Origin of the sequence: Pseudomonas anguilliseptica (genome assembly GCF_021375795.1) — a bacterium.
Lineage (GTDB): Bacteria > Pseudomonadota > Gammaproteobacteria > Pseudomonadales > Pseudomonadaceae > Aquipseudomonas > Aquipseudomonas anguilliseptica_A.
The window spans coordinates 245,531-267,517 of the sequence record NZ_JAEIOI010000003.1; the positions used below are offsets into that span (position 1 = coordinate 245,531).

Annotated in this window: 19 protein-coding genes; 6 read left to right on the forward strand and 13 right to left on the reverse strand. The window is 62.6% G+C overall.

Going from position 1 to position 21,987, the window contains the following annotated elements:
- Positions 1–64: 64 nt before the first annotated feature.
- From IOD17_RS12610 to IOD17_RS12625, 4 genes are read right to left on the reverse strand one after another with little or no spacing between them, the layout of a single operon-like run.
- A complete protein-coding gene (locus tag IOD17_RS12610; protein WP_233685420.1) occupies positions 65–1,063 on the reverse strand; it encodes a BtrH N-terminal domain-containing protein in 999 nt (332 codons plus the stop codon).
- The gene (locus tag IOD17_RS12615) at positions 1,060–1,467 is read right to left on the reverse strand and encodes a hypothetical protein (RefSeq protein ID WP_233685421.1); all 408 of its coding nucleotides are present in this window, start codon (positions 1,465–1,467) and stop codon (positions 1,060–1,062) included. Before IOD17_RS12615 ends, IOD17_RS12610 begins: the two co-directional genes overlap by 4 nt.
- On the reverse strand, positions 1,464–2,630 hold the full coding sequence (locus tag IOD17_RS12620) for a beta-ketoacyl-ACP synthase III (RefSeq protein WP_233685422.1): 1,167 nt from the start codon (positions 2,628–2,630) through the stop codon (positions 1,464–1,466). Before IOD17_RS12620 ends, IOD17_RS12615 begins: the two co-directional genes overlap by 4 nt.
- A 19-nt stretch (positions 2,631–2,649) precedes the next feature.
- Positions 2,650–3,504, reverse strand: coding sequence for a dialkylrecorsinol condensing enzyme (locus IOD17_RS12625; protein ID WP_233685423.1), 855 nt, complete (start codon positions 3,502–3,504; stop codon positions 2,650–2,652).
- Between the two features lie 148 nt (positions 3,505–3,652).
- Between IOD17_RS12625 and IOD17_RS12630 the strand changes: the two genes are divergently transcribed.
- Positions 3,653–4,045, forward strand: a complete 393-nt coding sequence (locus IOD17_RS12630) for a DUF2141 domain-containing protein (protein WP_233685424.1) — start codon at positions 3,653–3,655, stop codon at positions 4,043–4,045.
- A 7-nt stretch (positions 4,046–4,052) separates the two neighbouring features.
- Here the strand turns inward: IOD17_RS12630 and IOD17_RS12635 are convergent, their stop codons facing one another.
- The 7 genes from IOD17_RS12635 to IOD17_RS12665 form a co-directional block, all read right to left on the reverse strand.
- Positions 4,053–4,616, reverse strand: a complete 564-nt coding sequence (locus IOD17_RS12635; protein ID WP_233685425.1) for a lipocalin family protein — start codon at positions 4,614–4,616, stop codon at positions 4,053–4,055.
- A complete protein-coding gene (gene bamE, locus IOD17_RS12640) occupies positions 4,616–4,870 on the reverse strand; it encodes an outer membrane protein assembly factor BamE domain-containing protein (protein WP_233685426.1) in 255 nt (84 codons plus the stop codon). The genes IOD17_RS12635 and bamE overlap by 1 nt, the downstream gene beginning before the upstream one ends.
- A gap of 68 nt (positions 4,871–4,938) precedes the next feature.
- Positions 4,939–5,541 (reverse strand): DUF924 family protein, encoded by a 603-nt coding sequence (locus IOD17_RS12645; protein WP_233685427.1) that lies wholly within the window; start codon positions 5,539–5,541, stop codon positions 4,939–4,941.
- Between the two features lie 3 nt (positions 5,542–5,544).
- Positions 5,545–6,552, reverse strand: a complete 1,008-nt coding sequence (locus IOD17_RS12650; RefSeq protein ID WP_233685428.1) for a class 1 fructose-bisphosphatase — start codon at positions 6,550–6,552, stop codon at positions 5,545–5,547.
- 148 nt (positions 6,553–6,700) lie between these two features.
- Positions 6,701–8,344, reverse strand: coding sequence for a histidine kinase N-terminal 7TM domain-containing protein (locus IOD17_RS12655; protein ID WP_233685796.1), 1,644 nt, complete (start codon positions 8,342–8,344; stop codon positions 6,701–6,703).
- Between the two features lie 194 nt (positions 8,345–8,538).
- Positions 8,539–9,909 carry a DUF3999 domain-containing protein gene (locus tag IOD17_RS12660; protein WP_233685429.1) on the reverse strand — a complete coding sequence of 457 codons (1,371 nt, stop codon included), beginning with the start codon at positions 9,907–9,909 and terminating at the stop codon, positions 8,539–8,541.
- Entirely contained in the window at positions 9,906–13,496 is a 3,591-nt protein-coding gene (locus IOD17_RS12665) for a DUF2339 domain-containing protein (protein ID WP_233685430.1), read from the reverse strand. Before IOD17_RS12665 ends, IOD17_RS12660 begins: the two co-directional genes overlap by 4 nt.
- 311 nt (positions 13,497–13,807) lie before the next feature.
- On the opposite strand from IOD17_RS12665, the gene IOD17_RS12670 reads away from it, so the two are divergent.
- From IOD17_RS12670 to IOD17_RS12690, 5 genes are all read left to right on the forward strand, one after another.
- On the forward strand, positions 13,808–14,203 hold the full coding sequence (locus tag IOD17_RS12670; protein ID WP_233685431.1) for a YkgJ family cysteine cluster protein: 396 nt from the start codon (positions 13,808–13,810) through the stop codon (positions 14,201–14,203).
- A gap of 44 nt (positions 14,204–14,247) precedes the next feature.
- On the forward strand, positions 14,248–15,069 hold the full coding sequence (locus tag IOD17_RS12675; RefSeq protein WP_233685432.1) for a helix-turn-helix domain-containing protein: 822 nt from the start codon (positions 14,248–14,250) through the stop codon (positions 15,067–15,069).
- Positions 15,070–15,122: 53 nt separating this feature from the next.
- Positions 15,123–16,529, forward strand: a complete 1,407-nt coding sequence (locus IOD17_RS12680) for an NAD(P)/FAD-dependent oxidoreductase (protein WP_233685433.1) — start codon at positions 15,123–15,125, stop codon at positions 16,527–16,529.
- An 11-nt stretch (positions 16,530–16,540) separates the two neighbouring features.
- Complete coding sequence (locus IOD17_RS12685) at positions 16,541–16,882, forward strand: cupin domain-containing protein (RefSeq protein ID WP_233685434.1); 342 nt, start codon at positions 16,541–16,543, stop codon at positions 16,880–16,882.
- A gap of 78 nt (positions 16,883–16,960) precedes the next feature.
- On the forward strand, positions 16,961–18,037 hold the full coding sequence (locus IOD17_RS12690) for a polyamine ABC transporter substrate-binding protein (protein WP_233685435.1): 1,077 nt from the start codon (positions 16,961–16,963) through the stop codon (positions 18,035–18,037).
- A gap of 69 nt (positions 18,038–18,106) precedes the next feature.
- Here the strand turns inward: IOD17_RS12690 and cptA are convergent, their stop codons facing one another.
- Positions 18,107–19,864, reverse strand: a complete 1,758-nt coding sequence (gene cptA, locus IOD17_RS12695) for a phosphoethanolamine transferase CptA (RefSeq protein ID WP_233685436.1) — start codon at positions 19,862–19,864, stop codon at positions 18,107–18,109.
- 176 nt (positions 19,865–20,040) lie between these two features.
- Entirely contained in the window at positions 20,041–21,864 is a 1,824-nt protein-coding gene (gene typA / locus IOD17_RS12700) for a translational GTPase TypA (RefSeq protein ID WP_233685437.1), read from the reverse strand.
- Positions 21,865–21,987: the final 123 nt, after the last annotated feature.

The following is a 21,987-nucleotide window of genomic DNA, read 5'->3' on the forward strand; positions in this document are numbered from 1 at the left end:
CGCCGTTTTCATCCACCGGGGGCGTTGATCGGTGGATCGATAAAGCGCGATCCACCCTACGCCGCTACTTGCGCTTGCTCCAGGCCGCCAGTTCTTTCATCAAGCCGCGCTCTTGCAAAGCAATGCTGCGCAGGCTGTCGGCGATGGGGGCGAAGTTTGGTGTCTCGCCCTTGTTGCGGCTGGCGCGCACGCAGGCCGAGGCGAACTGGCGCCAGTGGTCGCCGATGGCAGTCAGCTGTGCCGAGGCTTCCTGCAGGTTGCTATCACCCAGTTTCTCGCCCGCCTCCTGCAGAAAACTCGCGTACATAAAGCGGAACCCCGCACCACCCGTGCCGATCTCTTCCTGCATACGCACGATATGGGTCAGGTACAGGCGGTTGTATTTGCTCTGCGCCGGATCGAGCTTGTCGATCTGCCCCGCCAGATGCTGAATGCCGCGAATACCGATCCACGGCAGCGGCATGCCGTCGAGAATCCGCGTAGTGGACAGCACGCTCTGGCGGATCAGCTTGCTCCAGTCCTGCTCCAGCGGCACATCATCGAGCCAGTACATCAGCCCCTTGGCGGCCAGCGCGCCCTTGGCAAAGCGCGCCTTCTGCAGGTCTTCGGCGGCGCAGCGCACTGGCTCTTCAAACACCGGGTCGCTGATCAGGTACTCATTGCCCTCGCGGCCATAGGCCAGCAGGTTGTGTGCGTTGAAGTGAAAACGCATCTCCGGCGGAAAATACGGCAGCCAGAACACCGAGCTTTGCAGCCCGGCCAGGCGCCCGCTGTCCAGCGCAGCGTCCAGTTCCCGGCGGCCCTGCTCGGGATCACTGAAGGTGCGGGTATGCAGCTTCGCACCCAGACGCTTGCTCAAGGTCTTGATCAGGTGCTTGGGGGGCATGCGGTAAGCAATCAGCGGCATACCACTGAGCTTGACGATCGGCAGGTAGGCAAATGCCAGGCCCGACGCCAGACCGAAGGCCATCGGCTCGCTCATCGGCAGCCCGGCATGGGTCAACAGACTGGCCATCACCCCGCTTTCGCAGTGGGCACTCTGTTGATGCTGAAAACGGCTCATGCCAAGTCCTTCTGGTAAGTGATCAATTGCGCGACAGGCAGGCCGAAGGCCTCGGCGTAGCGAGCCAGAATGGCGGTCGACAGCTTCTTGTAAATCGCCGGGCGAAAATGCCGGCGAATGCGCCACTGCCATAGCCCGGTGATCTGCGCCAGCGCCGGCTCATCCAGGCGGTAGCGGTACATCAGGCACTTCAGCGGCGACAGTTCACCGCGCTGCCAACCCGCTGCGGCCTCGGCTTCCTGCTCCTGCAACTCGGCCACGGCCAGTTGGGTGGCGAAAGCCTCCGGCTCCCAGCCATCGCTCTGCGCGCCCTGATAATGGCCACTGGCATCCACCGCGTAGACCAGCTTGCTGTGCCCACCGTAGGTGGAGCTGTGATCCTGGGGAACCTCATCGAGCTTCATGCGCTATCACCGTCCTGGCCAACCACTGTCAGATGCATAAAGGCGCTGGAGAAACGCCCGCTTTCCGGCACATAGCAGAGCAGACGCTGACCGCTGCGCAGGCTGCCGGACTTGAACAACTCATCAAGCATGATAAAGATCGACGCCGCGCCGGTGTTGCCCTTGCTGGTCAGGTTGGTAAACCAGCGCTCCTGCGGGATCGGCAAGCCTGCATTGCTCAGCCCCACAGCAAGACGCTCGCGGAAGAACTCCGAGGAATAGTGCGGAAGGAAATAGTCGACTGCATCGGCGTGCAACTCACGGCGCACCATGATCCGCGCCAGGGTCTCTTCGACGGTGTATTTGACGATGTTGTCGTTGAGCAGCTTGACGTCCTGCTTGATCGCCATCAGCGAGCGGCGGTTGCGCTCGCCGCCGTCATAGCGGCTCCAGCCCTGCAGCTGGCCGTCGACCATTTCCGCGCCGGCGTACATGCACGGCGGCATTTGATCGGCAAAGGAGAAAATGTCGATCCAGTCGATACGCAGGCTCAGCCCCGTAGGGTTCGGCTGGCCCTGCAGCAATACGGCACCCGCGCCATCGGAGAGCATCCAGCGCAGAAAATCCTTCTCGAAGGCGATTTCCGGGTGGGTTTCCAGTTCATCGAGGCGGCTTTCGTACTCGGCGTTGAAATTGCTCGCCTGCATCAGTGTCGAGGCGACTTCCGAACCACAGGCCACCGCGTTACGGCTCTCGCCACTGGCCACGCTCATCCAGGCGTATTTCAACGCCGTCATGCCGCACAGGCAGATACCGGCGGTGGACACCACCTCGCACGGCGGGTTGCCCAACTCGCCCTGCACCATCACCGCATGGCCAGGCATAACCTGGTCTGGCGAGGCGCTGCTGGCGACCAGGCAATCGAGATTTTCCAGCTGGAAATCGCCGTCAAACAGGCCGCGAATCGCTGCCGCGCTGACCTGGGCATTGCTCATGCTCGGCTCGCCCGTCTGCGGGTCGATGACATAGTGGCGCTGCTGAATGCCGTTGCTGCGCAGGATCAGCTTGCGCGCGCGCGAAGGCTTGCCGCCGACCAGGCCCAGGCGCGCTTCCATCTGCTCGTTGTCGACCGGCTCATGGGGCAGGAAGGCGCTGATGCGATTGATAAATACAGGTTGTACCACGGGACTTCCTCGGGTCACTTTACTCGCCAGACGGGCCGGCAAAGTAGGCCTTTTCACGCTGCGTTCGCTCCTTGAACAGAGGGGCCAGCAGTTTTTTAAGCACGGCACTGAGCGGCACCACGGTGACGATCAGGCACAACAGAAAAACAATGTACACCACCAGCCCAGCCGCACGCCGTCGACTCTGCTGCGGGCCCAGTGCAGCCAGCAAACGGCTCCACAACTGGAAGCTGCGATTGCCGACCTTCTCACTGGCGATCAACTTCTCATCAATGCGCACCGCACCCAGCCCAGCCAGCATCGGCTGTTCGACCGGCAGGTTATCGGCCGTCAAGCGCTGCGCCATGGCCACGCCAAAACGGCTAGCAGCAGCGATCTGTGCCTCATCAATACCCGCGCGCGGCACCCAGCTGTAGGGCTTCTGCCGCCCGGTAAACAGCCACAAGGGCGTCGCCAGAAAACTCGCCGCCGTGCCGCAGGCATCGGTCAGGGCGATATTGTCCACCAACCGCGCGCCCAATTCAGTGAGCCGGTTCTTGACCTTCTCCTGGGCCATCAGCCACATATTGCGACAACCGATCAGCGTTACCACCGGCGTGCCCTTGAGCAACTGCGCCGCCTCGGGAGAAGCAAGGAAAGCAGTCATTGGCTGCGACGGCGAAAGGAACCACACCTGATAGGCGAGGATCACCAGGTCATAACGCTTGCTCGCATCCACCGCCAGGGGCAGCAGCGGCTGCGGGCGCATCAGCACGGTTTCCGGAAAAATCCGGAAAAAATCGAGAAACGGCCAGGGAAACGGGTAAGGTTGCGCAGGTTGCAGCGGCAGAAAATCCAGCTGAATATCCGCCTGCTGCTGCAGCGGAGCACACACGGACTGCGCCAACCTGTCTAGCTGGCCGGTTTGCGAAAAATGAACGATCAAGACCTGACGCATCGCCAGCCACTTCCTGCGAAATGCCCGGATTATGCCACAGAGAACTCTTCAAACCGTAAAGAAGGCCGGCTATCAAGCTGGCCTTTTGCTGCTACTGGTCGGTTCACCGGCCCAGGCTGGCGACATCCTGGTCACAGTCGAGGGCATACAGGCCAGCGGCCGGGTGCATGCCGCACTGGTCGACGGCCAACAGCGGCGCTGGCCCGAACAGCCACTGCTTCAGCAACACAGTGACGACGCCCAGTTGCGCCTGGCCGATCTACCGCCCGGACGCTATGCCATCCAGCTGTACCAGGACAGCAATGGCAACGACCAGCTTGATCAGGGGCGACGCGGCATCCCGCTGGAGCCGGTAGGTTTCTCAGCCAATCCGCCACTGGTCAACGGCAAACCCTCGCCACGCGACAGCCAGTTCGAGCACGGCACGGCGGACACCCACTTGCATATCCGCCTGCAAAGCCCGAAAGCCAAGAAGTAAACGGCGCTTAACGCGGCAAGGCCATCTCGGCAGCCGTGCGGCGCCAGATCAGCTCACGGGTGTCATAACCACGGCTGCGCGCCTCTTCAAGTAGCGTCGCAAGATGCCTCGTGCTGGCGTCCTGATCACGGGTCAGCAACCAGAGATACTTGCGATTGGGATGCCCAACCAGCGCGGTCTGGTAGCCATCGTCCAGATAGAGCACCCAGTACTCGCCCTTGGCCAGCCCCGGCAGCAGGCTGCTGGCCCAGTTGTCGAAACGCACCCAGAGTTTATTGGTCTCGCCCGGCACCTGCGCCACGGCCTGCCCCTTGACCTCCTGCATCTCACCATCGAAGGTCCGGCAGCGATTGGTCACGCCAAGCGTTCCGCCTTCCTGCAGCTCATAAAGCGCCTCGGACTGCGCACAATTGCGCTGGAAGAACATCGGTAAACGCGCCTGCTCATACCAGGTGCCCTGATAACGCTGCAGGTCGACACGCTCAACCGTCTTCGGTGGCACCACGCCCGTGCCGGAATTGGCGCAGCCCACCAGCAGCGCCGCTGCGGCCATCGCCGCCAGCAGGCGCATTACTTCAAACCCTTGCCGGAAAACATCAGCACCTTGTCGCCGGCGTACTGCACGCTGATAAAGCGCTGCTCATTACCCCAGGTGCAGCTGGACATGCCCAGCGCGCCGGCACACTCATCCGGGCCGCCGAGCAGGCGTTCGACTTCATCCTTGCTCATGCCGGGTTTGAGCTGAGCGTAATTGTCCTGATTGACCTTGTTGCAGGCGACCAGCAGCAGACAACCGGCGAGTAGTGCGACGACACGCAGAGACATGGGAATACTCCTGAGAAAGTGGCCAAGACCAGCTTGGCATAGCCATACCGAGCCTGCCTGCTTCGACGCTAGAAGCGTGAGCCTGGTTCCAGCAGAAAGGCAGATTCCTCAGCACTGCTGCTGCGGCCGAGAATCTGATTGCGATGGGGAAACCGGCCAAAGCGGGCGATGACCCGATGATGGCGCTCGGCATAATCCAGATAGCCGGCAAACAGCTCGCGCTCAGCGCTTGCAGCCTGCTCAAGCAATGCCTGAAAAAGCTGCACGGCCTGATCCTGCAGCTGCAGGTCTTCGGCATGTTCCAGCACCAGGTAGGCAAACACCCGCTGGATCGGTGGCAATGCCTGATCCCAGCCTTGCGCCAGACCATGCAACGCCAGTGGGCGCGCCAGCCGGTCGCCGGCAAAGGCGCGCGGCGTATCACGAAAGATCATGCGCGGCAGCTGATCGAGCAACAGCAGGTTTGCCAGCCAGCCTTCGGGCTCAGCCTGCCAGGCACTCAACTGGCCAGCCAGGGCCTGCTCGACCTGCTCACCAAACCGCTCGCGGGCCTGGCGATCCTGGCTGTCCTGCTTGCCGAACCACAGGGCGCTGCGGCTGGCCGCCACCTCGGCGGCCGGCGCACCGGAGGCACCAAACCACCAGTCGAGCAACGGCTGCCAGGGCTGCATCGGTTACTCGCGGTGGTAAGCGCTGATACGCAGCACTTCTTCTTTCGAGCCGAGGAACACCGGCACACGCTGGTGCAGGCTTTCCGGCTGGATGTCGAGAATGCGCTGGGTGCCGTTGGTAGCCACGCCGCCAGCCTGTTCGATGATCATCGACATCGGATTGGCCTCGTACATCAGACGCAGCTTGCCGGCCTTGCCTGACTCGCGGCTGTCGCGCGGGTACATGAATACGCCACCACGGGTGAGGATGCGGTGCACGTCGGCGACCATCGAAGCAATCCAGCGCATGTTGTAGTTCTTGCCCAGCGGGCCTTCCTCGCCAGCCAGCAGCTCGGACACATAACGCTGCACCGGTGCTTCCCAGTGGCGCTGGTTGGACATGTTGATGGCGAATTCCTTGGTCGCTTCCGGCACCTTGATGTCGTCGTGGGTGAGCACGAAGCTGCCCAGCTCGCGATCCAGGGTAAAGCCTTTGACGCCTTCGCCGAGGGTCAGCATCAGCATGGTCTGCGGGCCGTAGATGGCATAACCGGCTGCCACTTGTTGAGTGCCTGGCTGGAGGAAAGCTTCCTCACCCAGGTCGCCTTCGGCACCGTTACGATCCGGGCAGCGCAGCACCGAGAAGATGGTGCCGACCGAGACGTTGACGTCGATGTTGCTGGAGCCGTCCAGCGGGTCGAATACCAGCAGGTAGGCACCCTTCGGGTACTTGCCAGGGATCTGGTAGGCGTTGTCCATTTCTTCGGACGCCATGCCGGCCAGGTGACCGCCCCATTCGTTGGCTTCCAGCAGAATCTCGTTGGAGATCACGTCGAGTTTCTTCTGCACTTCACCCTGTACGTTCTCGGTGCCCATGCTGCCCAGCACACCACCCAGCGCGCCCTTGGACACCTGATGGCTGATTTCCTTGCAGGCGCGTGCGACCACTTCGATAAGGAAACGCAGATCGGCCGGGGTGTTGTGGCTGCGGGTCTGCTCGATCAGATAGCGGCTGAGGGTAACGCGGGACATGGATGGCTCCGGGAAGGAAGAAAAATCGCGCGCAGTTTACCCCTTTGGCAGAAAAAGCGCCTTAGCACTGGATGGAAGGATACTGCCCAGTCACAAAGCATCGGTTGCTAACGCAGCAGGCCCGACACGCAACGACCTGTACGTGGCCTCAGGCCAGGCTGCAAACCCGATTGCGGCCTTCATGCTTGGCCCGGTACAACGCGGCATCGGCGGCCTGCAACAGCTCATCCAGCACCAGCCCCTGCTCGGGCCACAGCGCCAGACCGGCCGACAGGGTGACATAACGCGCACCGCCACGGGTGGGCAACGGGTGTGCCGCCAGGTCGCGGCAAATATTCTCCAGACGGCTACGCGCCTCGAGGGCATCGGCGCGCGGCAGGATCAGCAGGAACTCTTCACCACCGATACGGAACACCGCGTCCGAGCTGCGCAGGTTTTCCAGCAGATGCTGGGCCACGCCCTTGAGCACGTCGTCGCCTTCTAGATGGCCGTGCTCGTCGTTGAGTTGCTTGAAGTGATCAAGATCGATCAGCGCCAGCGCGATGGGCGTGCGTTCACGTTGCGCCACGGCCAGCTCACGAGCAAAGAACTCATCGAGATAACGGCGGTTGTACAGGCCAGTGAGCGGGTCACACAGTGCCTGCTCCTGCAGCTGCTCATGCAGGCTGGTGATGGTACGCAGACGTTCCTCGCTAAGGGCCAGGGCCTCGGCCAGTTTCAGCTCACTGAGGTGGCGCTGGGTGACATCACGCAAATACAGCATCTGCCCGAGCACCAGGGTGCCGCGGTGGGTCACCCGCTCAATGGCGCGGATGCGCACTTCAAAGTAGCGCGCCGAGTTGGCCAGTGTCAGCAGACACTCCTGTTCACTGGCGCCCTGCTCGCTGAGCAGTTGCTGCAGGTCAGGGCCGAGAATCGGCCAGTCCGCCAGCGGCCGCCCTTGCCAGCCACTGCGCAGGCTGGCAAGTTTCAGGGCCGCCGGGTTGGCTTCAATCACGCGCAACTGTGCATCGACCACCAGCACCGGATCGATAAGGGCATCCAGCAGCAGATGGCGGGCCACCGGCAGCAGGTCGAACAGACGCACGCCGACGATCAGCCAAGCAAACGCCACCAGGGTAAAGGCGAAACTGAACGGCGTGGGGTCGAAGCCGAACAGCATCCAGCCGAACACCACGTAGCTGATATTGGCGACCCAAGGCACCGCCGTGACGAAGACAAAGGCCAGGTAATGCCGCCGATGCACGCCATAGCTGACGATGGCAGCACGCAGCACCACGCCCATGCAGAACATCATAAACAGATAGATATAAGCCGCTGCGGCATAGAACAGCGGGCCATGCTCATAGCGAATCGGCGCGCCCGGCGCATCGCTCAGCGGCGCCGTACCTTCGCCATAGAACAGGCCGTGCCAGGGGTTGCTCAGCGCCATCAGCCAGATCAGCAGCGGCGCCACGCTCAAACCCAGGGTGCTGCGCAGCGGCAGCGGCTGACGCACGCTGTTGACGTATTGCCAGAGAAACACCGCCCAGAAGGTCGGCACCACCAGAATCCCCGGCCAGGCCATGGTCGCCCAGAACACCTTGCACTGCGGCCCCTGCGCGGCCATTTCCAGGCTCGCTGCCGCCATCCACCAGAGGCTGGCCAGGTGCAGCACGATAAAGCTCTCGCGCCCCGGGAAATAGCGCTGCCGGGTCACCCAACGGGCCAGCAGCAGCACACCGAGACAGACCACACAGGTCAGGATCACGGGGCCGCTCAACGCCCAGGCAGAATTACCGCAGGCATTCATCGGACGGGTACTGCCGCAGAAAATAACTGCACGCACCGAGCAGAATGGCCGGATAAACGCACAGCAACCGCCCCAACAGGGGTCGTAATGGAGATACGCAAGGGCCTTCCTGACCTCAAACGTTAATCAGTTGAAGGTGCCAACCATACTGCAAAAATCGTTAGGCAGCTGGCCTTTATTTCGCCTGAGCGCTGCTATTCAGCGCTTGGCCGACGCAACAAGCTGACCGCCATCAGCGCCAATAAGCCAACCCCAACCAGCAAAACCAGCCACAAGCCCCAGCGTTTCCAATTGCTGTCGCTGGCGGCGGCCTGCTCCTGTTGCTTGATGTTGTCAGCCGGCAACTGCGCCTCGGCTGTACCCAACTGTTGCAGGCGCTGCGACTGATAACCGGGGATCAGCGTCGTCAACGGCAGTGCGGCCGACTCGGCGCCCGCACGCCCCAGTGCCAGTCGATAGGGCGGGCTGCCACGCTGGAGGAACACCAGCTGGGTGGCGCGCACTGCAACCTTGATTTGCGGTGCTGCAACACCCAAACCGCCGCCGCGCTCGTCCACCTGCAGGCGTAACTGCTGCACCGCCCAACCGGGCAACGGCAATTCGTCCTGACGAATTTCCACGCCATTCTCCGGCAACCTATAAAGCAGCCCCTGCGCCAGCGATTGCCAAGCGCCCTTGGCTTCACTGCGACCGCTGACACGAATCGGCGCCAGGCTATTGGCCTGGCTGAGTTCGATGTGCAAGCGCTCCAACGGCAAAGCCAGGGGCAGTTGCCACTGGTATTCGCCATCCGGGCTACGCGTCGCCGCCAGCGGCTGCGACCACACCAGCGGTGCGGGCACGCGGTCGCTGCGCTGACTGCGCAGACTTGCAGCCTTCAGCTGCGGTGCCTGTTGCGGGCTTTGCCAGAGCAGGCGCAAGTAGCGCGCCTTGCGCCCCGGCAGCTCAACCTGACGCTGCTCGACACGCTCATTGCCAAATGACAAGCGCGCCAGCTGACCGCTGCCCCAGGGTTGCCAGTCTTGCAGGTCATCACTGGCCTCGATGCTGAAGCGCTGAAAACCCTCCTGGCCACCTTCCCAGTCAAGCTGCAAGCGCACCAACGGTTCATCCGATGCGCTGGCATCCAGCAGCCAGCCGCGCAGCAAGGCCGGTTGAGCTGTGCTATCGGTCTCGTCGCGCAGCTCGATCAGTGTGCCACTGGTACTGCGCTGCACCCGCAGGCTTGGCGTGGCGCTGCTGTCGCCCTGTTCCGCGTACAGCGGAAACCACTTCACTGCCTGTTCCTGCTGGCTGTCGCGCGACTCACCCTGCCCCGCCACCAGGGCATAAGCCAGTGCCTGGCCTTCGCCGTTGAACACCCGCAGGTCGCGCAAATCGCCATAACGCGCAGCGAAATGCAGCGCCATCGGTACATCCAGGCGATACCAGGGGCCTTCCCCGCTCAGGCTCAGCGGTAATTGCACGGCATAGTCGCCCGGCTGCTCCTGCGCCAGGACTGACGCGCTGCACAGCAGGCCGAGAAACGCAGCGCAGCATGCGCCAGGGATAAAACGACTGATCATGCTTGCTCCTGCGGCTGATCCGCATCCGCCTTGCGTGCCGGCAGCGGGGCGAAATAGCCCACCACCAACAGCAATACACCCACGCCAATAAACGACACGATGCGCTCCAGGCCACCGCGATTACCCAGTTCAACAAAGAACAGTTTGGCCACCACCAGCGCGATCAATGCCGCACCGATCAGCCACAACTCACGCTGCCCACGGCGGTTGCCAAATACCATCAACGGCAGGGCAATCAGCGTCCAGACAATCGACAGCCCAGCCTGCACCAGCATCGAATCGAGCAACGCATCCAGCTGATAGGGCACGCCACCCCAATGATGGGCGGTGCGCATGACCATGGCAGTCAGAAGGGCGAACAGCGAAGCCCCCGCCACGGCCTGGGTCAGCCACTGGCTGCGCACGCTCTCGACGCCCAGCTCGGCCAGGCCTATCCGTGCCCAGGCGAATACCGCCCCCAGAGCAAACAGCAGGCCCAGCTCCAACGGGTTGAGCAGCGGCAGGTAGGCCAGCGGCTCGGCATCCCCGGCGCTGGCGACGTTGGCCAGCCAGAACCAGCCGAGCATCAGCAGCGCCAGCGGGGCCGCCGCCAGCAAGCGGTATTCCCGTGGATAGGCCGCCACCGGCCAAGGCCAGCGACGCGGCAATGCCATCAGCCACAGATAGGCACTTGGCAGCAGCGCCCAGCCCAACCAGCGCCAGGCGTTGTAATGCTCCGACAGGGCCAACAGCAGGTAACGCAACTCCAGTGCCAGCACGCCCAGCAACAACCAGCAACCCAGCACATGGGCAGCGCTCAGCGCCCCTACCGGCAACTGGGGTGCCAGACGCCGCAGCGCCCAGAAGTGCACGGCAAACAGCAGCGTCCAGGCCAGCCAGCCGAACTGCGCGGCCGGGTGATAGTGCAGATGCCAGGCATGCGGCAATACCACACCGGCCAACGGCGTCAGCAGACAGCACAGCAACGCCAGTTCGGCCCAGCGCGTACGTGGGGCGAGGAATGCCGCCAGGGCCACGCTGGCCGCCAACACCACAAGCAAGGCACTGCTCTGCCACTCAGGCGTCACAAAGCGCAGCACTTCGCTGCTCAGAGCCAATGCCCACCAGGCTGTGCCCCACACCAGCAGCAGTTGCGCCAGGCCCAGCAAGCTGACATTACCCAACGCACTGGGCGTTTCGCGACGCGCCAGGTGCTGCAAACGCCAGGCACCGACCAACGCGGCGACACCCAGCACCAGCGGCGTCCAGAAATCCACGTGAGCCAGTGGTCGAATACCCTCGACCGACAGCTGGCCGAACAGCAGCGGACTGACTGCAAGAAACACCAGCCCCGCCAGCACCTGCAACAGCAGACCGAAGATAAAGCTGGCGCGCTGCTGCAAGTGCAGGCTGAGCCAGATGATCAGCAGGCCGCTGCCACCCCACACCGCACTGGCCGTGGCCCAAGGCAGGACGAACAGCACCGCCAGATTGAGGAACACCAACCCCACCAACAGCACCACGGACAGGCCGCGCAGCAGGCGCCGGTCGTTGCCCACCTGCGGGTCGCGCGCCGCCAGCAGCATGCCGGCGATCAGCCCGAAACCGATCAAGGACGAGGTCAGCAAGCCCTGCCAGCCGGCAGAGAAGCCGCCCATGCCGGTGGCCGCATTGCCGGCCATGTCCAGCATAAACACCACACCGCCGAGTAATTGCACGGCAAAAGCGCTGAACAGAAAGCTGCGTGCCTGGATACGCAAACCCAGCCACAGTGTCAGCAACCCAGCCAGCGCCCAGCTGATCGCCGTGCCCTGGGCGGCAAACAGCAGCGGCGCGATCAGATAGAGGAAGGCCAACCCGGCGCAAGCCAGCACCGGCAGGCCGCGCACCTCCCAACGGCTGACCAGCGCGGTGTTCTGGCGCAGCTGCCAGAAGCTGAACAGCAAAGCCACACCGAGCATCAACGCGCCCAGCGGCGCGCCGTCCAGCAGGGTCAACTCGCCGCTGCGCAAGCTGATGGCGAACGCCAGCGCCGCCCCCACCTGCAGCAGCAGGGCAAACGCCCGCGCCAACCCGCGCTGCTGACGCAGACCGAGCCAGTAGATGCCCGCGCCCTCCACCGCCCAGGCGGCCGAAGTCCAGCGTGCATCCAGGCCCAAGGGAATCGCCAGACTGCCGAACACCACACCCAGCGCCAGGCAGGTCTCCACCAGCAATGCGGCACGATCACCCGTGCGACCGACCAACAGCCGCGCCAGCAGCAGATAGAACAAGCCCAGCGCCAGCGCACTGAACGCTGCGGCAAACTCGATATGCTGGACCAGCGCAAACTGCAAGCCAAAGCCCACCAGCGGCGGGCCGAACAGCACGGTGGCGTCGATGTAGTCGCCTTTGCGTGCCGCCCAGCGCAGCAGCTCATCAGGGTTCTCGGGCGCATCCAGGGCTTCACGCAGCTTGCGCCGGGCAAACAGCAGGCCGATGGCCACATACATCAGGAAGAACAGAATCAGGAACGGCTCGGTGCTCCACAGCAACTCTGGCTTATAGGAGCGAATGCCCCAAGCGAAACCGATGCCGAAGGTGCCGACAAAACCGATCAGGTTGAGCAGCCGCCAGGCCTTGAACCAGGCGATGGCAAAGATCCCGGCATTGAGCAGGGCGAAGTAGCTGAACAGCGCCACATGATTGCCGCTGCCGGTAGACGTTAGAATCGGCGCAGCGAAACCGCCCAGAGCCGCTGCAGCCGCAAGGCCCAGGGCATTCTGCTTGACCGCCAGAATCGCCGAAAACACCGTCACCAGTACCAGCAGACCCAGCGCCACGCCAGGATCCAGCAACGGATGCAGGCGCATCGCCGCGAACACCGTCAGATATAGCACGGCGATCCCGGTGCCTTGCAGCATCAAGGCATAGTTCGGGTTACGCAGCCGCAGCCACCAACCCAGGCCCAGCAACGCCACGGCACTGGCAGCCACCCCGGCATAGCGCAACTCCACCGGCACCACCACGCCTTCGGTGGCGTAGCGCAGCAGGAAGGCCAGGCCGAGAAACAACAGCACCACACCGACGCGCAGCACCGTATTGCCGCCCAGCAACCACGCTTTGGCAGCCTTGAAGCCCAATTCGAAGACACTGGGTTGACGCGGCTCTGGCGGCTTTTTCGGCGTTGTCGGGCGCGGCGTTACCGGCTCAGCAACCGGCGGCTCGGCGGTCTGCATGGCCGCAGCAGGTGCCGGCTCGGATTCGGGCAGGACAACGTCCAGGGTCCAGTCCAGTTCGGGTTCGGCCGCCTGGGCAGCGGTAATTGGCTCAGGTGCGGACTCGGTAACAGCGCTGAGCGGCTCCACCTCAGGTGGCGGCTCTTGGGCTGACGTCGCGCCCTGCTCCAGCTTGAGCAGGCGCTCATACAGCGCCGTGGTGCCTTGTTCGAAACGCAGCGAAAAGGCCTTGAGCTGGGCCGTCAGCGCCGCATTCTCGCGCTCCAACCCCTGCAATTTGAGCGCCTGGCCCACACCCAGCCCTATCAGCGCGCCGAGCAGCGAGGCCGTCAGCGTCTCATCCGCCAAGGCCCCAAGCAGCAAACCGACCAGCATGAAAATCCATTGCATGCATGCATCCCTAAGCTGAAAACCGCGAACATCCCCATGCCCGACACGGGCGCAAACTGGCAGCAGTATAGGAGCCCGCCCGTCGCATACCCAGAGAGACGAATGCCGCACGCATCACAGCACAGAAAGAAACTGCCGGGCGTGCTCGCTGGCCTTGTGTCGCGGCGTAAACAGCCGGCCGATCATGGCCTGGCCACCTTGAAACCGGCCCTGCCAGTGGCACACGGCACGACCAGCTGGCAGATTATCGTTCACAAATGCGCCAGGGCCGCTATCATCGCGCGCCGCACAACTGATGCCTGCCAGCGCCGATGAAAAACAACCTGATTGCCGCCGCCGAACTCGACCGCCTGGAAACCTGGGCCAAATACACCGCTGACATGTGCCACAGCTGCATGTCCAGTTGCTGCACGCTGCCGGTCGAGGCGCGCTTGAACGACCTGATCCGCATCGGTGTGGTCGATGAATTCGAACGCAGCGAGCCGCTGAAGAACATCGCCAAGCGCTTGCAGAAGGACGGCATCGTCGAACGCTTCCATCAGAAATCGGGGATTTTCACTCTGGTGCGCATGAGCAATAACGACTGCCTGTACCTGGATCGCAAAACCCGCCTGTGCACCATCTATGACAAGCGCCCGGATACCTGCCGTAATCACCCGCGAATCGGCCCGCGTCCCGGCTACTGCGCCTACAAGCCGAAGAGCTGAATCCCAGGATTGAGCTGCCAGCGCGCCTCGGGCAAGCTGGCGCCATGCACAGCCCCGACTTCCCCGATGATGCGCAGCAGACCGAACGCACCCGCGCCACGGTGATGCGCTATCACTACAGCTGGAAAGACCGCGACCTCGACGCGGTGATGGCGCTGTATCACCCGGATATCCAGTACCACGACTTCTTCCAGCAGCGCTGCATGGGCTTTGACGAGCTGCGTGAGTACGTGCGCAACAACCTGCCGCGCCAGCCCGGCGAAGCGCTGGAACACACTGACCGCATCCGCATCGACGGCCACACCGCATTTATTCAGTACCGCATCAGCCTGCAGGGCAGTAATGGCCTGCTGGCGTTTCGCACGGGCGAGGCGATCACCGTGCGTGACGGGCTGATCTGGCGCATCCATGAATACGCCACGTTGATGCGTGAAGAGCACGAGCTATCCGCCGCCAGTGACTCCCGCCCCGCCCTCAGTCGCCTCGGTCTTAGTGCCCGCCAACTGGGACTGTTGGCGCAGGACCTGGAAGACTATATGCAACGCGCCCAGGCCTACCTCGACCCGCAACTGAGCCTGCCGCAGGTGGCAACCGCCACCGGCTACAGCCGCAACCAGATCTCACATCTACTCAACCAGGTACTCGGCCAGAGCTTCTACCGCTACATCAACCACAAGCGCTTGCAGCACCTGCTTGCGCACTTGGAGGCCGGCAACGACCTGCAGCGCATCGATGAACTGGCCTTCGCCGCTGGCTTCAACTCGCTCTCTGCGTTCTACAGCTGCTTCCGCCGGCACACCGGGTTATCGCCCAAGGCTTACCTCAAACAAATTTCCTTGCGGGCCCGCACACAAGACAAGCCCTGATCGACCTCCTAGTCTCTGCGCATCGCCTAATGATTGACTGCCGGAGATCGACGATGAGCCCATGGCGCTCCCTCAGCCTGTGGATGGATCAGCTGACCGAACCGCTGACCGCCCGCCCCGCGCTGACCGAAGACCTGCACGCCGATGTGGCCATCATCGGCGCGGGCTACACCGGCCTGTGGACCGCCTACTACCTCAAACGTCAGGCCCCGCAGCTGCGTATCGTCATCCTCGAAGGCGAGATTGCCGGCTTCGGCGCGTCCGGACGCAACGGCGGCTGGCTGATGGGCAATCTGCTCGGCCAGGAGCGCCTGCTCGCCAACCTGCCGAATGCACAGCGGCACAGCGCCCAGGCCCTGCTGCATGGCATCCCCGATGAAGTCGCCAGCGTGCTGCAGCGTGAACAGATCGTCTGCGACTACCGCAAAGGCGGTGTGCTGTATTGCGCCGCGCGCTACCCCGAACAGCTGCACAGCCTGCAAAACCAGTTGGCCGAGCTGCGCGCCCAGGGCCTGGACGAAACCGACTACCGCTGGCTGACACCCTTCGACCTGGGCAAACAGTTGCAGCTGGCCAACGCCTTTGGTGCCATCTACACACCGCACTGCGCGACCATTCAACCCGCCAAACTGGTGCGCGGCCTGGCGCGCTGCGTGGCCGCCATGGGCGTCGAGCTGTATGAACAGAGCCGGGTGACCGACTGGCAAACCGGCCTGGTGCGCACCGCCACTGGCAGCGTGCGCGCGGACTGGATCGTCCCCGCCGTGGAAGGCTATGCCGCTAGCCTGCCGCCGCTGGGCAAGCATCAACTGCCGGTACAGAGCCTGCTGGTGGCCACCGAGCCGCTGCCCAAGGAAGTCTGGGCCGACATTGGCCTGGAGCGCGGCCAGGCCTTCAGCGAGAACAGCCGCCAGGTGACCTACGGCCAGCGCAGCGCCGACGACCGCCTGGTATTCGGTGCCCGAGGTGGTTATCGCTTTGGCGGCCGCCTGCGCACCGATTTCAACCTCAGCGAGAACGAGCGCGACCTGCGCCGCTACCTGTTCGGCGAACTCTTCCCGCAGCTCAAACAGGTGCGCATCACCCACGCCTGGGGCGGCAACCTGGGCATGGCGCGGCGCTTTCGCCCGCACATGCTGGTGGACCGCAGCAACGGCATCGCCCTGTCCGGCGGGTACGGCGGTGAGGGCGTGGGCGCCAGCAACCTCGGCGGGCGCACCCTGGCCGACCTGATTCTCAACCAGCACAGCGAACTGACCCGCCAGCCCTGGGTGCTCGGCGACCAGCCGCTCAAGCGCCTGCCGCGCTGGGAGCCGGAACCCCTGCGCTGGCTTGGCTACAACGCGATCATCCAGAGCTTTGTGCACGAAGACCGCGTGCTGGCCAACCCAGACAGCGCGCCCTGGCGGCGCAAGCTAGCCATCAGCCTGGCCGGCACCATGGAAAAATTCATGCGTTAACGGAGCATTTCATGAGCATCGAACACTCTAAGAACACCGCCCACCTGCCCCTGAGCGATGCCACGCCAGTGGCCGTACCACTGAGCGAGCCGGTGGCGATCACCAGCAGCCTAGGCATCGAGCATGCCGACGGCGTCGCTGCCGGCATATGGGAATGCACACCTGGGCGTTGGCGCCGGCAGATCGCTCAGCAGGAGTTCTGCCACTTTATCGCCGGGCGCTGCACCTTCACGCCCGATGGCGGCGAGCCCATGCAGATCCAGGCCGGCGACGCCCTGCTACTGCCGGCCAACACCTTCGGCGTGTGGGACATCACCGAGACCGTGCGCAAGAGCTTCGTCCTGCTCAAATAGCCAGGCCCAGCGCAGGCCAACGCCATTCACTTGCTACTGCCACTTCGACAACACCGATAAAAACGATGAGGTACTCCCATGCTGAAGAAATTGCTTCCTCTGCTGCTGCTCAGCAGCGTCAGCCAGGCCGCAGAAACCGTGCGCATCTATAACTGGACCGACTACATCGCCCCGGACACCCTCAAGCAGTTCGAGCAAAGCAGCGGCATCAGCAGCCACTACGATGTGTACGACAGCAATGAAACCCTCGATGCCAAACTGATGGCCGGACGCTCGGGCTATGACATGGTGTTCCCGTCCAACCACTACATGGCCCGGCAGATCCAGGGCGGCGCGCTGAAGAAACTCGACAAGAGCCGCCTGCCCGGCTGGAACAATCTCAACCCGATTCTGATGAAAGCCCTGGAAACCAACGACCCCGGCAACCAGTATGGCTTCCCCTACCTGTGGGGCAGCACCGGCATCGGCTACAACGTGGCCAAGGTGCGTGAAGTGCTCGGCGACGACGTGCCGCTCGACTCCTGGGACCTGATCTTCAAGCCCGAATACCTGGCCAAGCTCAGCCAGTGCGGCGTGGCGATTCTCGACAACGGCCCGGAACTGCTACCGATTGCCCTGCACTACCTGGGGCTGCCGCACCACAGCCAGAACCTTGAGGACTACAAAAAGGCCGAAGCGTTGCTGCTGGAGATGCGCAAGAACGTGCGCTATTTCCACTCATCCAAATACGTCGGCGACCTGGCCAATGGCGACATCTGCATGGCCGTGGGCTTCTCCGGCGACATCATGCAGGCCGGCAACCGCGCCACCGAGGCGAACAACGGCATTCGCATCAACTACGTGATCCCCAAGGAAGGCACGCCGATCTGGTTCGACATGGTCACCATGCCCGCCGACAGCAACAACGATAAAGCCGCCTACGCCTTTATGAACTACCTGCTGCAACCCGAAGTGATCGCGCAGATCACCAACCATGTGCAGTACGCCAACGGCAACAGCGCCGCGGACGCTCTGGTTGACCCCGCACTGAAAGCCGACGCCACCGTCTACCCGCCGCAAGAAGCAATGGGCAACCTTTATGCCCTGGAAGCCATGCCGCTGAAGATCGACCGCGTGCGCACGCGCATCTGGAGCAAGGTCAAGAGTGGCATCTAAGCCCTGCGCGTATTGCAGCCAGTAAAAAGCCCCCGTCAGTCCGCCTGACGGGGGCTTTTGCCATCCACCTTATAACTCGGTGGCAGCCTGTTGCTTCTCACGCTGTGCCAGCTCACCCGTACTGGCTTTAGGTTTGATCAGGCTGAAATCAATCAGGTTCTTCGGTCTTTCCGGGTTACCAATCAACAACGGCAGCGGCCGGAATTCATTGCTCACCAGGCTTTTATGCGCCTCGTACGTATCAAAACTCAGGCCCGCCAGGTCCGCCCAGGTGTGGATGAAGTGCGAGGTGCTGTAAGGCCGTGACAGCGTGCCGCTGAAGTCTCGCGCCTGCTGCGCCTGCCACTTGGGCGAGTTCCACAGAATAAACGGCACTGTGTACATCGGGCTGGTTGGCGCAGCCTCGTTGCGCCCCAGAATATCGCCCTTGGGCGCATCGAAAACCGCCTCGCCATGATCCGCCAGGTACAGCAGAAAGCCATTCGGCTCCTGCCCAGCCAGGCGCTTGATCAGGCTGGCCACCACATGGTCGTTGTACAGCACGGCATTATCGTAGCTGTTGTAGGTCGGCAGCTGATCATCGGTGACATGCGCCGGCACCCCGGTGCGGTCATTGAAGCGCTCGTACTCCGGCGGATAGCGGTACTGGTAGCTCATGTGAGTACCGAGCAGGTGCACCACCACAAACTTGCGCGGCGCCGGGTCGGCCAGCACCTTGGCAAAAGGCTCCAGTACATCGCCGTCGTACTGGCGGGCATTCTGCTCACGGTTATTGTTCAGGTAGAACTGCTCATCGGCCTGTTTGGAAAAGGTCGTGAGCATGGTGTTGCGCTTGGTCATGGTCTGCTGGTTGGTGATCCAGTAAGTCTTGTACCCGGCCTGCTCCATCAGGTTGACCAGTGACGGGGTGCTCAGAAACAGCTCGGGGTTTTCCTGATCGGCAAAGGTCAGTACCTGCTGCAGGGCCTCGATGGTGTATGGCCGCGGCGTCACCACCGAATCGAACACCTGCAACTGATCACGCAGCTGATCCAGCTCAGGTGTGGTTTGCCGTGGATAGCCGTACAGGCTCATACGCTGCCGGTTGGTCGACTCACCAATTACCAACACCAGCGTGGCCGGCTGGCCGGCATGGGCATCCTGCAGGTTGCTCAGCGGCGGGATGCTGGCGTTTTCGGCCAGCAACGCCTGCATGTTGGCCAACTGCTCGCGGTAGTTCTTGTAGCCCACCACCAGTTGCCAGGGCGTGGCCGCCTCGATGCGCTCGGCGAAGTTATCCAGCCCGCCTTGCCAGCTCTCGTGCTTGCTGAACTGGCGAATAGCCGGATAGCCCAACGACACAAACAGCGCCAGCGCAGCCGCCAGCCAAGCGCCTGGCCGCGACAGATAGACCGGCCGCACCTTGCGCCACAACAGCCAGCCGCCCAGGCCGTAGGCCAGAAACGCCGGCAGCATCCACCAGGCAAAGTACTGCACCAGGTACTCGCGGCTTTCCGCCACGTTCGATTCGAACATGATGAAAATGACGCTCTGGGAGAACTCCTGCCCATAAATCAGGAAATAACCAAAACTGCCCAGCGAGCACAGCCACAGCACCGCGCCGATTACCGCCGCCAACTGCCGCGCACGCGCCGGCCAGAGCAGCAGAGGAATCAGCCAGAACGCACTGACCAACAACGCCTGACGAAAACCGGCAAAGCCCGCCGTGCCCGTCAGCTGGATCAACAACTGCGTCACGCCGGAGAAGTACCAGAAAAACCCAAACGCCCAACCCAGGCCAGCCCAATCGATCCGCTGGCGCCCCGCCCCGGTCAACACTGCAGACATAGCAACCTCACGGCACCCAAGATAATTGCACCCGTTATGCCAGACAGCCTGTGAAAAACTCGTCAAATCCTGCGCGCAAATACAGCCCTGATCCAGTAGACCATCCGCCAACAAAAAGCCCCGCCAGATCGCTCTGGCGGGGCTTTCCATTTACAGCCGGGGCTAGTTGCTACGCATCAGGCCTTGTTGGCTTTTTTGGCTGCGCGGGTGCGCTCGCCTTCGTCGAGGATCTTCTTACGCAGACGGATCGACTTCGGCGTTACTTCACACAGTTCGTCGTCCTGGATGAACTCCAGGGCCTGCTCCAGGGTGAAGCGCACTGGCGGCACCAGGGCGATGGTTTCGTCTTTACCGGAAGCACGCATGTTGTCGAGCTTCTTGCCCTTGGTTGGGTTGACGCCCAGGTCGTTGTCGCGGCTGTTCAGGCCGATGATCTGACCGTTGTAGATTTCCTGGCCGTGCTCAACGAACAGCTTGCCGCGCGCCTGCAGGGTTTCCAGGGAATAGGTCAGGGCCTTGCCGGTATCGATCGATACCAGTACGCCGTTCTGGCGGCCGGACATGTGGCCCGACTTCATCACGTCGTAACGGTCGAAGATCGAGGTCAGGATGCCTGCACCGTTGGTCAGGGTCAGGAAGGCGTTACGGAAGCCGATCAGACCACGGGCCGGGATGTTGTATTCCAGGCGTACGCGACCTTTGCCGTCCGGCACCATGTTGCTCAGGTCGCCTTTACGCAGACCCATTTCTTCCATGACCTTGCCCTGGGATTCTTCCGGGATGTCGATGGTGACGTTCTCGTACGGTTCCTGCTTGACGCCATTGACCTCACGGATGATCACTTCCGGACGGCCGACGCCCATTTCGAAGCCTTCACGACGCATGGTTTCGATCAGTACCGAGAGGTGCAGCTCACCACGGCCGGAGACCTTGAACTTGTCGGCGCTGTCGCCTTCTTCAACGCGCAGGGCCACGTTGTACAGCAGCTCTTTGTCCAGACGCTCTTTGATGTTGCGGCTGGTGACGAACTTGCCTTCCTTGCCGCAGAACGGCGAGTCGTTGACCTGGAAGGTCATGGAAACGGTCGGCTCGTCAACGGTCAGCGGCTTCATCGCTTCAACGTGGTTCTGGTCACACAGGGTGTCGGAGATGAACAGCTCGTCCATACCGCTGACGCAGACGATGTCACCAGCGGTGGCTTCTTCGACGTCCACACGACGCAGACCGTGGTGGCCCATCAGCTTGAGGATACGGCCGTTACGCTTCTTGCCGTCGACATCGATGGCAGTAACCGGGGTATTCGGCTTAACGCGACCACGGGCGATACGACCCACACCGATAATGCCGAGGAAGCTGTTGTAGTCCAGTGCCGAGATTTGCATCTGGAACGGGCCGTCAACGTCAACGGCTGGAGCCGGTACGTGGTCGACGATGGCCTGGTACAGCGGGGTCATGTCTTCGGCCATGTCAGTGTGGTCCAGACCGGCAATACCGTTCAGGGCCGAGGCGTAGACCACCTGGAAGTCCAGCTGCTCTTCAGTGGCGCCGAGGTTGTCGAACAGGTCGAAGATCTGGTCCATAACCCAGTCCGGACGCGCGCCTGGACGGTCGATCTTGTTGATTACCACGATCGGACGCAGGCCGGCTTCGAAGGCCTTCTTGGTCACGAAGCGGGTTTGCGGCATCGGGCCATCCTGGGCGTCAACCACCAGCAGCACCGAGTCAACCATCGACATTACACGCTCAACCTCGCCGCCGAAGTCGGCGTGACCGGGGGTGTCGACGATGTTGATGTTGTAACCGCTCCATTTGATGGCGGTGTTTTTCGCCAGAATGGTAATGCCGCGCTCTTTTTCCTGGTCGTTGCTGTCCATCACGCGCTCGTCGTTGAGCTCGCTGCGGTCCAAGGTACCGGACTGACGAAGAAGGGCGTCTACCAGGGTGGTCTTACCATGGTCAACGTGGGCAATGATGGCGATGTTGCGTAGATTTTCGATCACGTGTGTATCTCGATCAGAGGATTCGGTTTGCCGCTTAGTCTAGGCGGCGAGTATTAAGAAACGCGGTGTCAGCTGGCCCGTTGGTCGGGAGGGCGATGGCGAATACTGCCGCCATTCAACCCG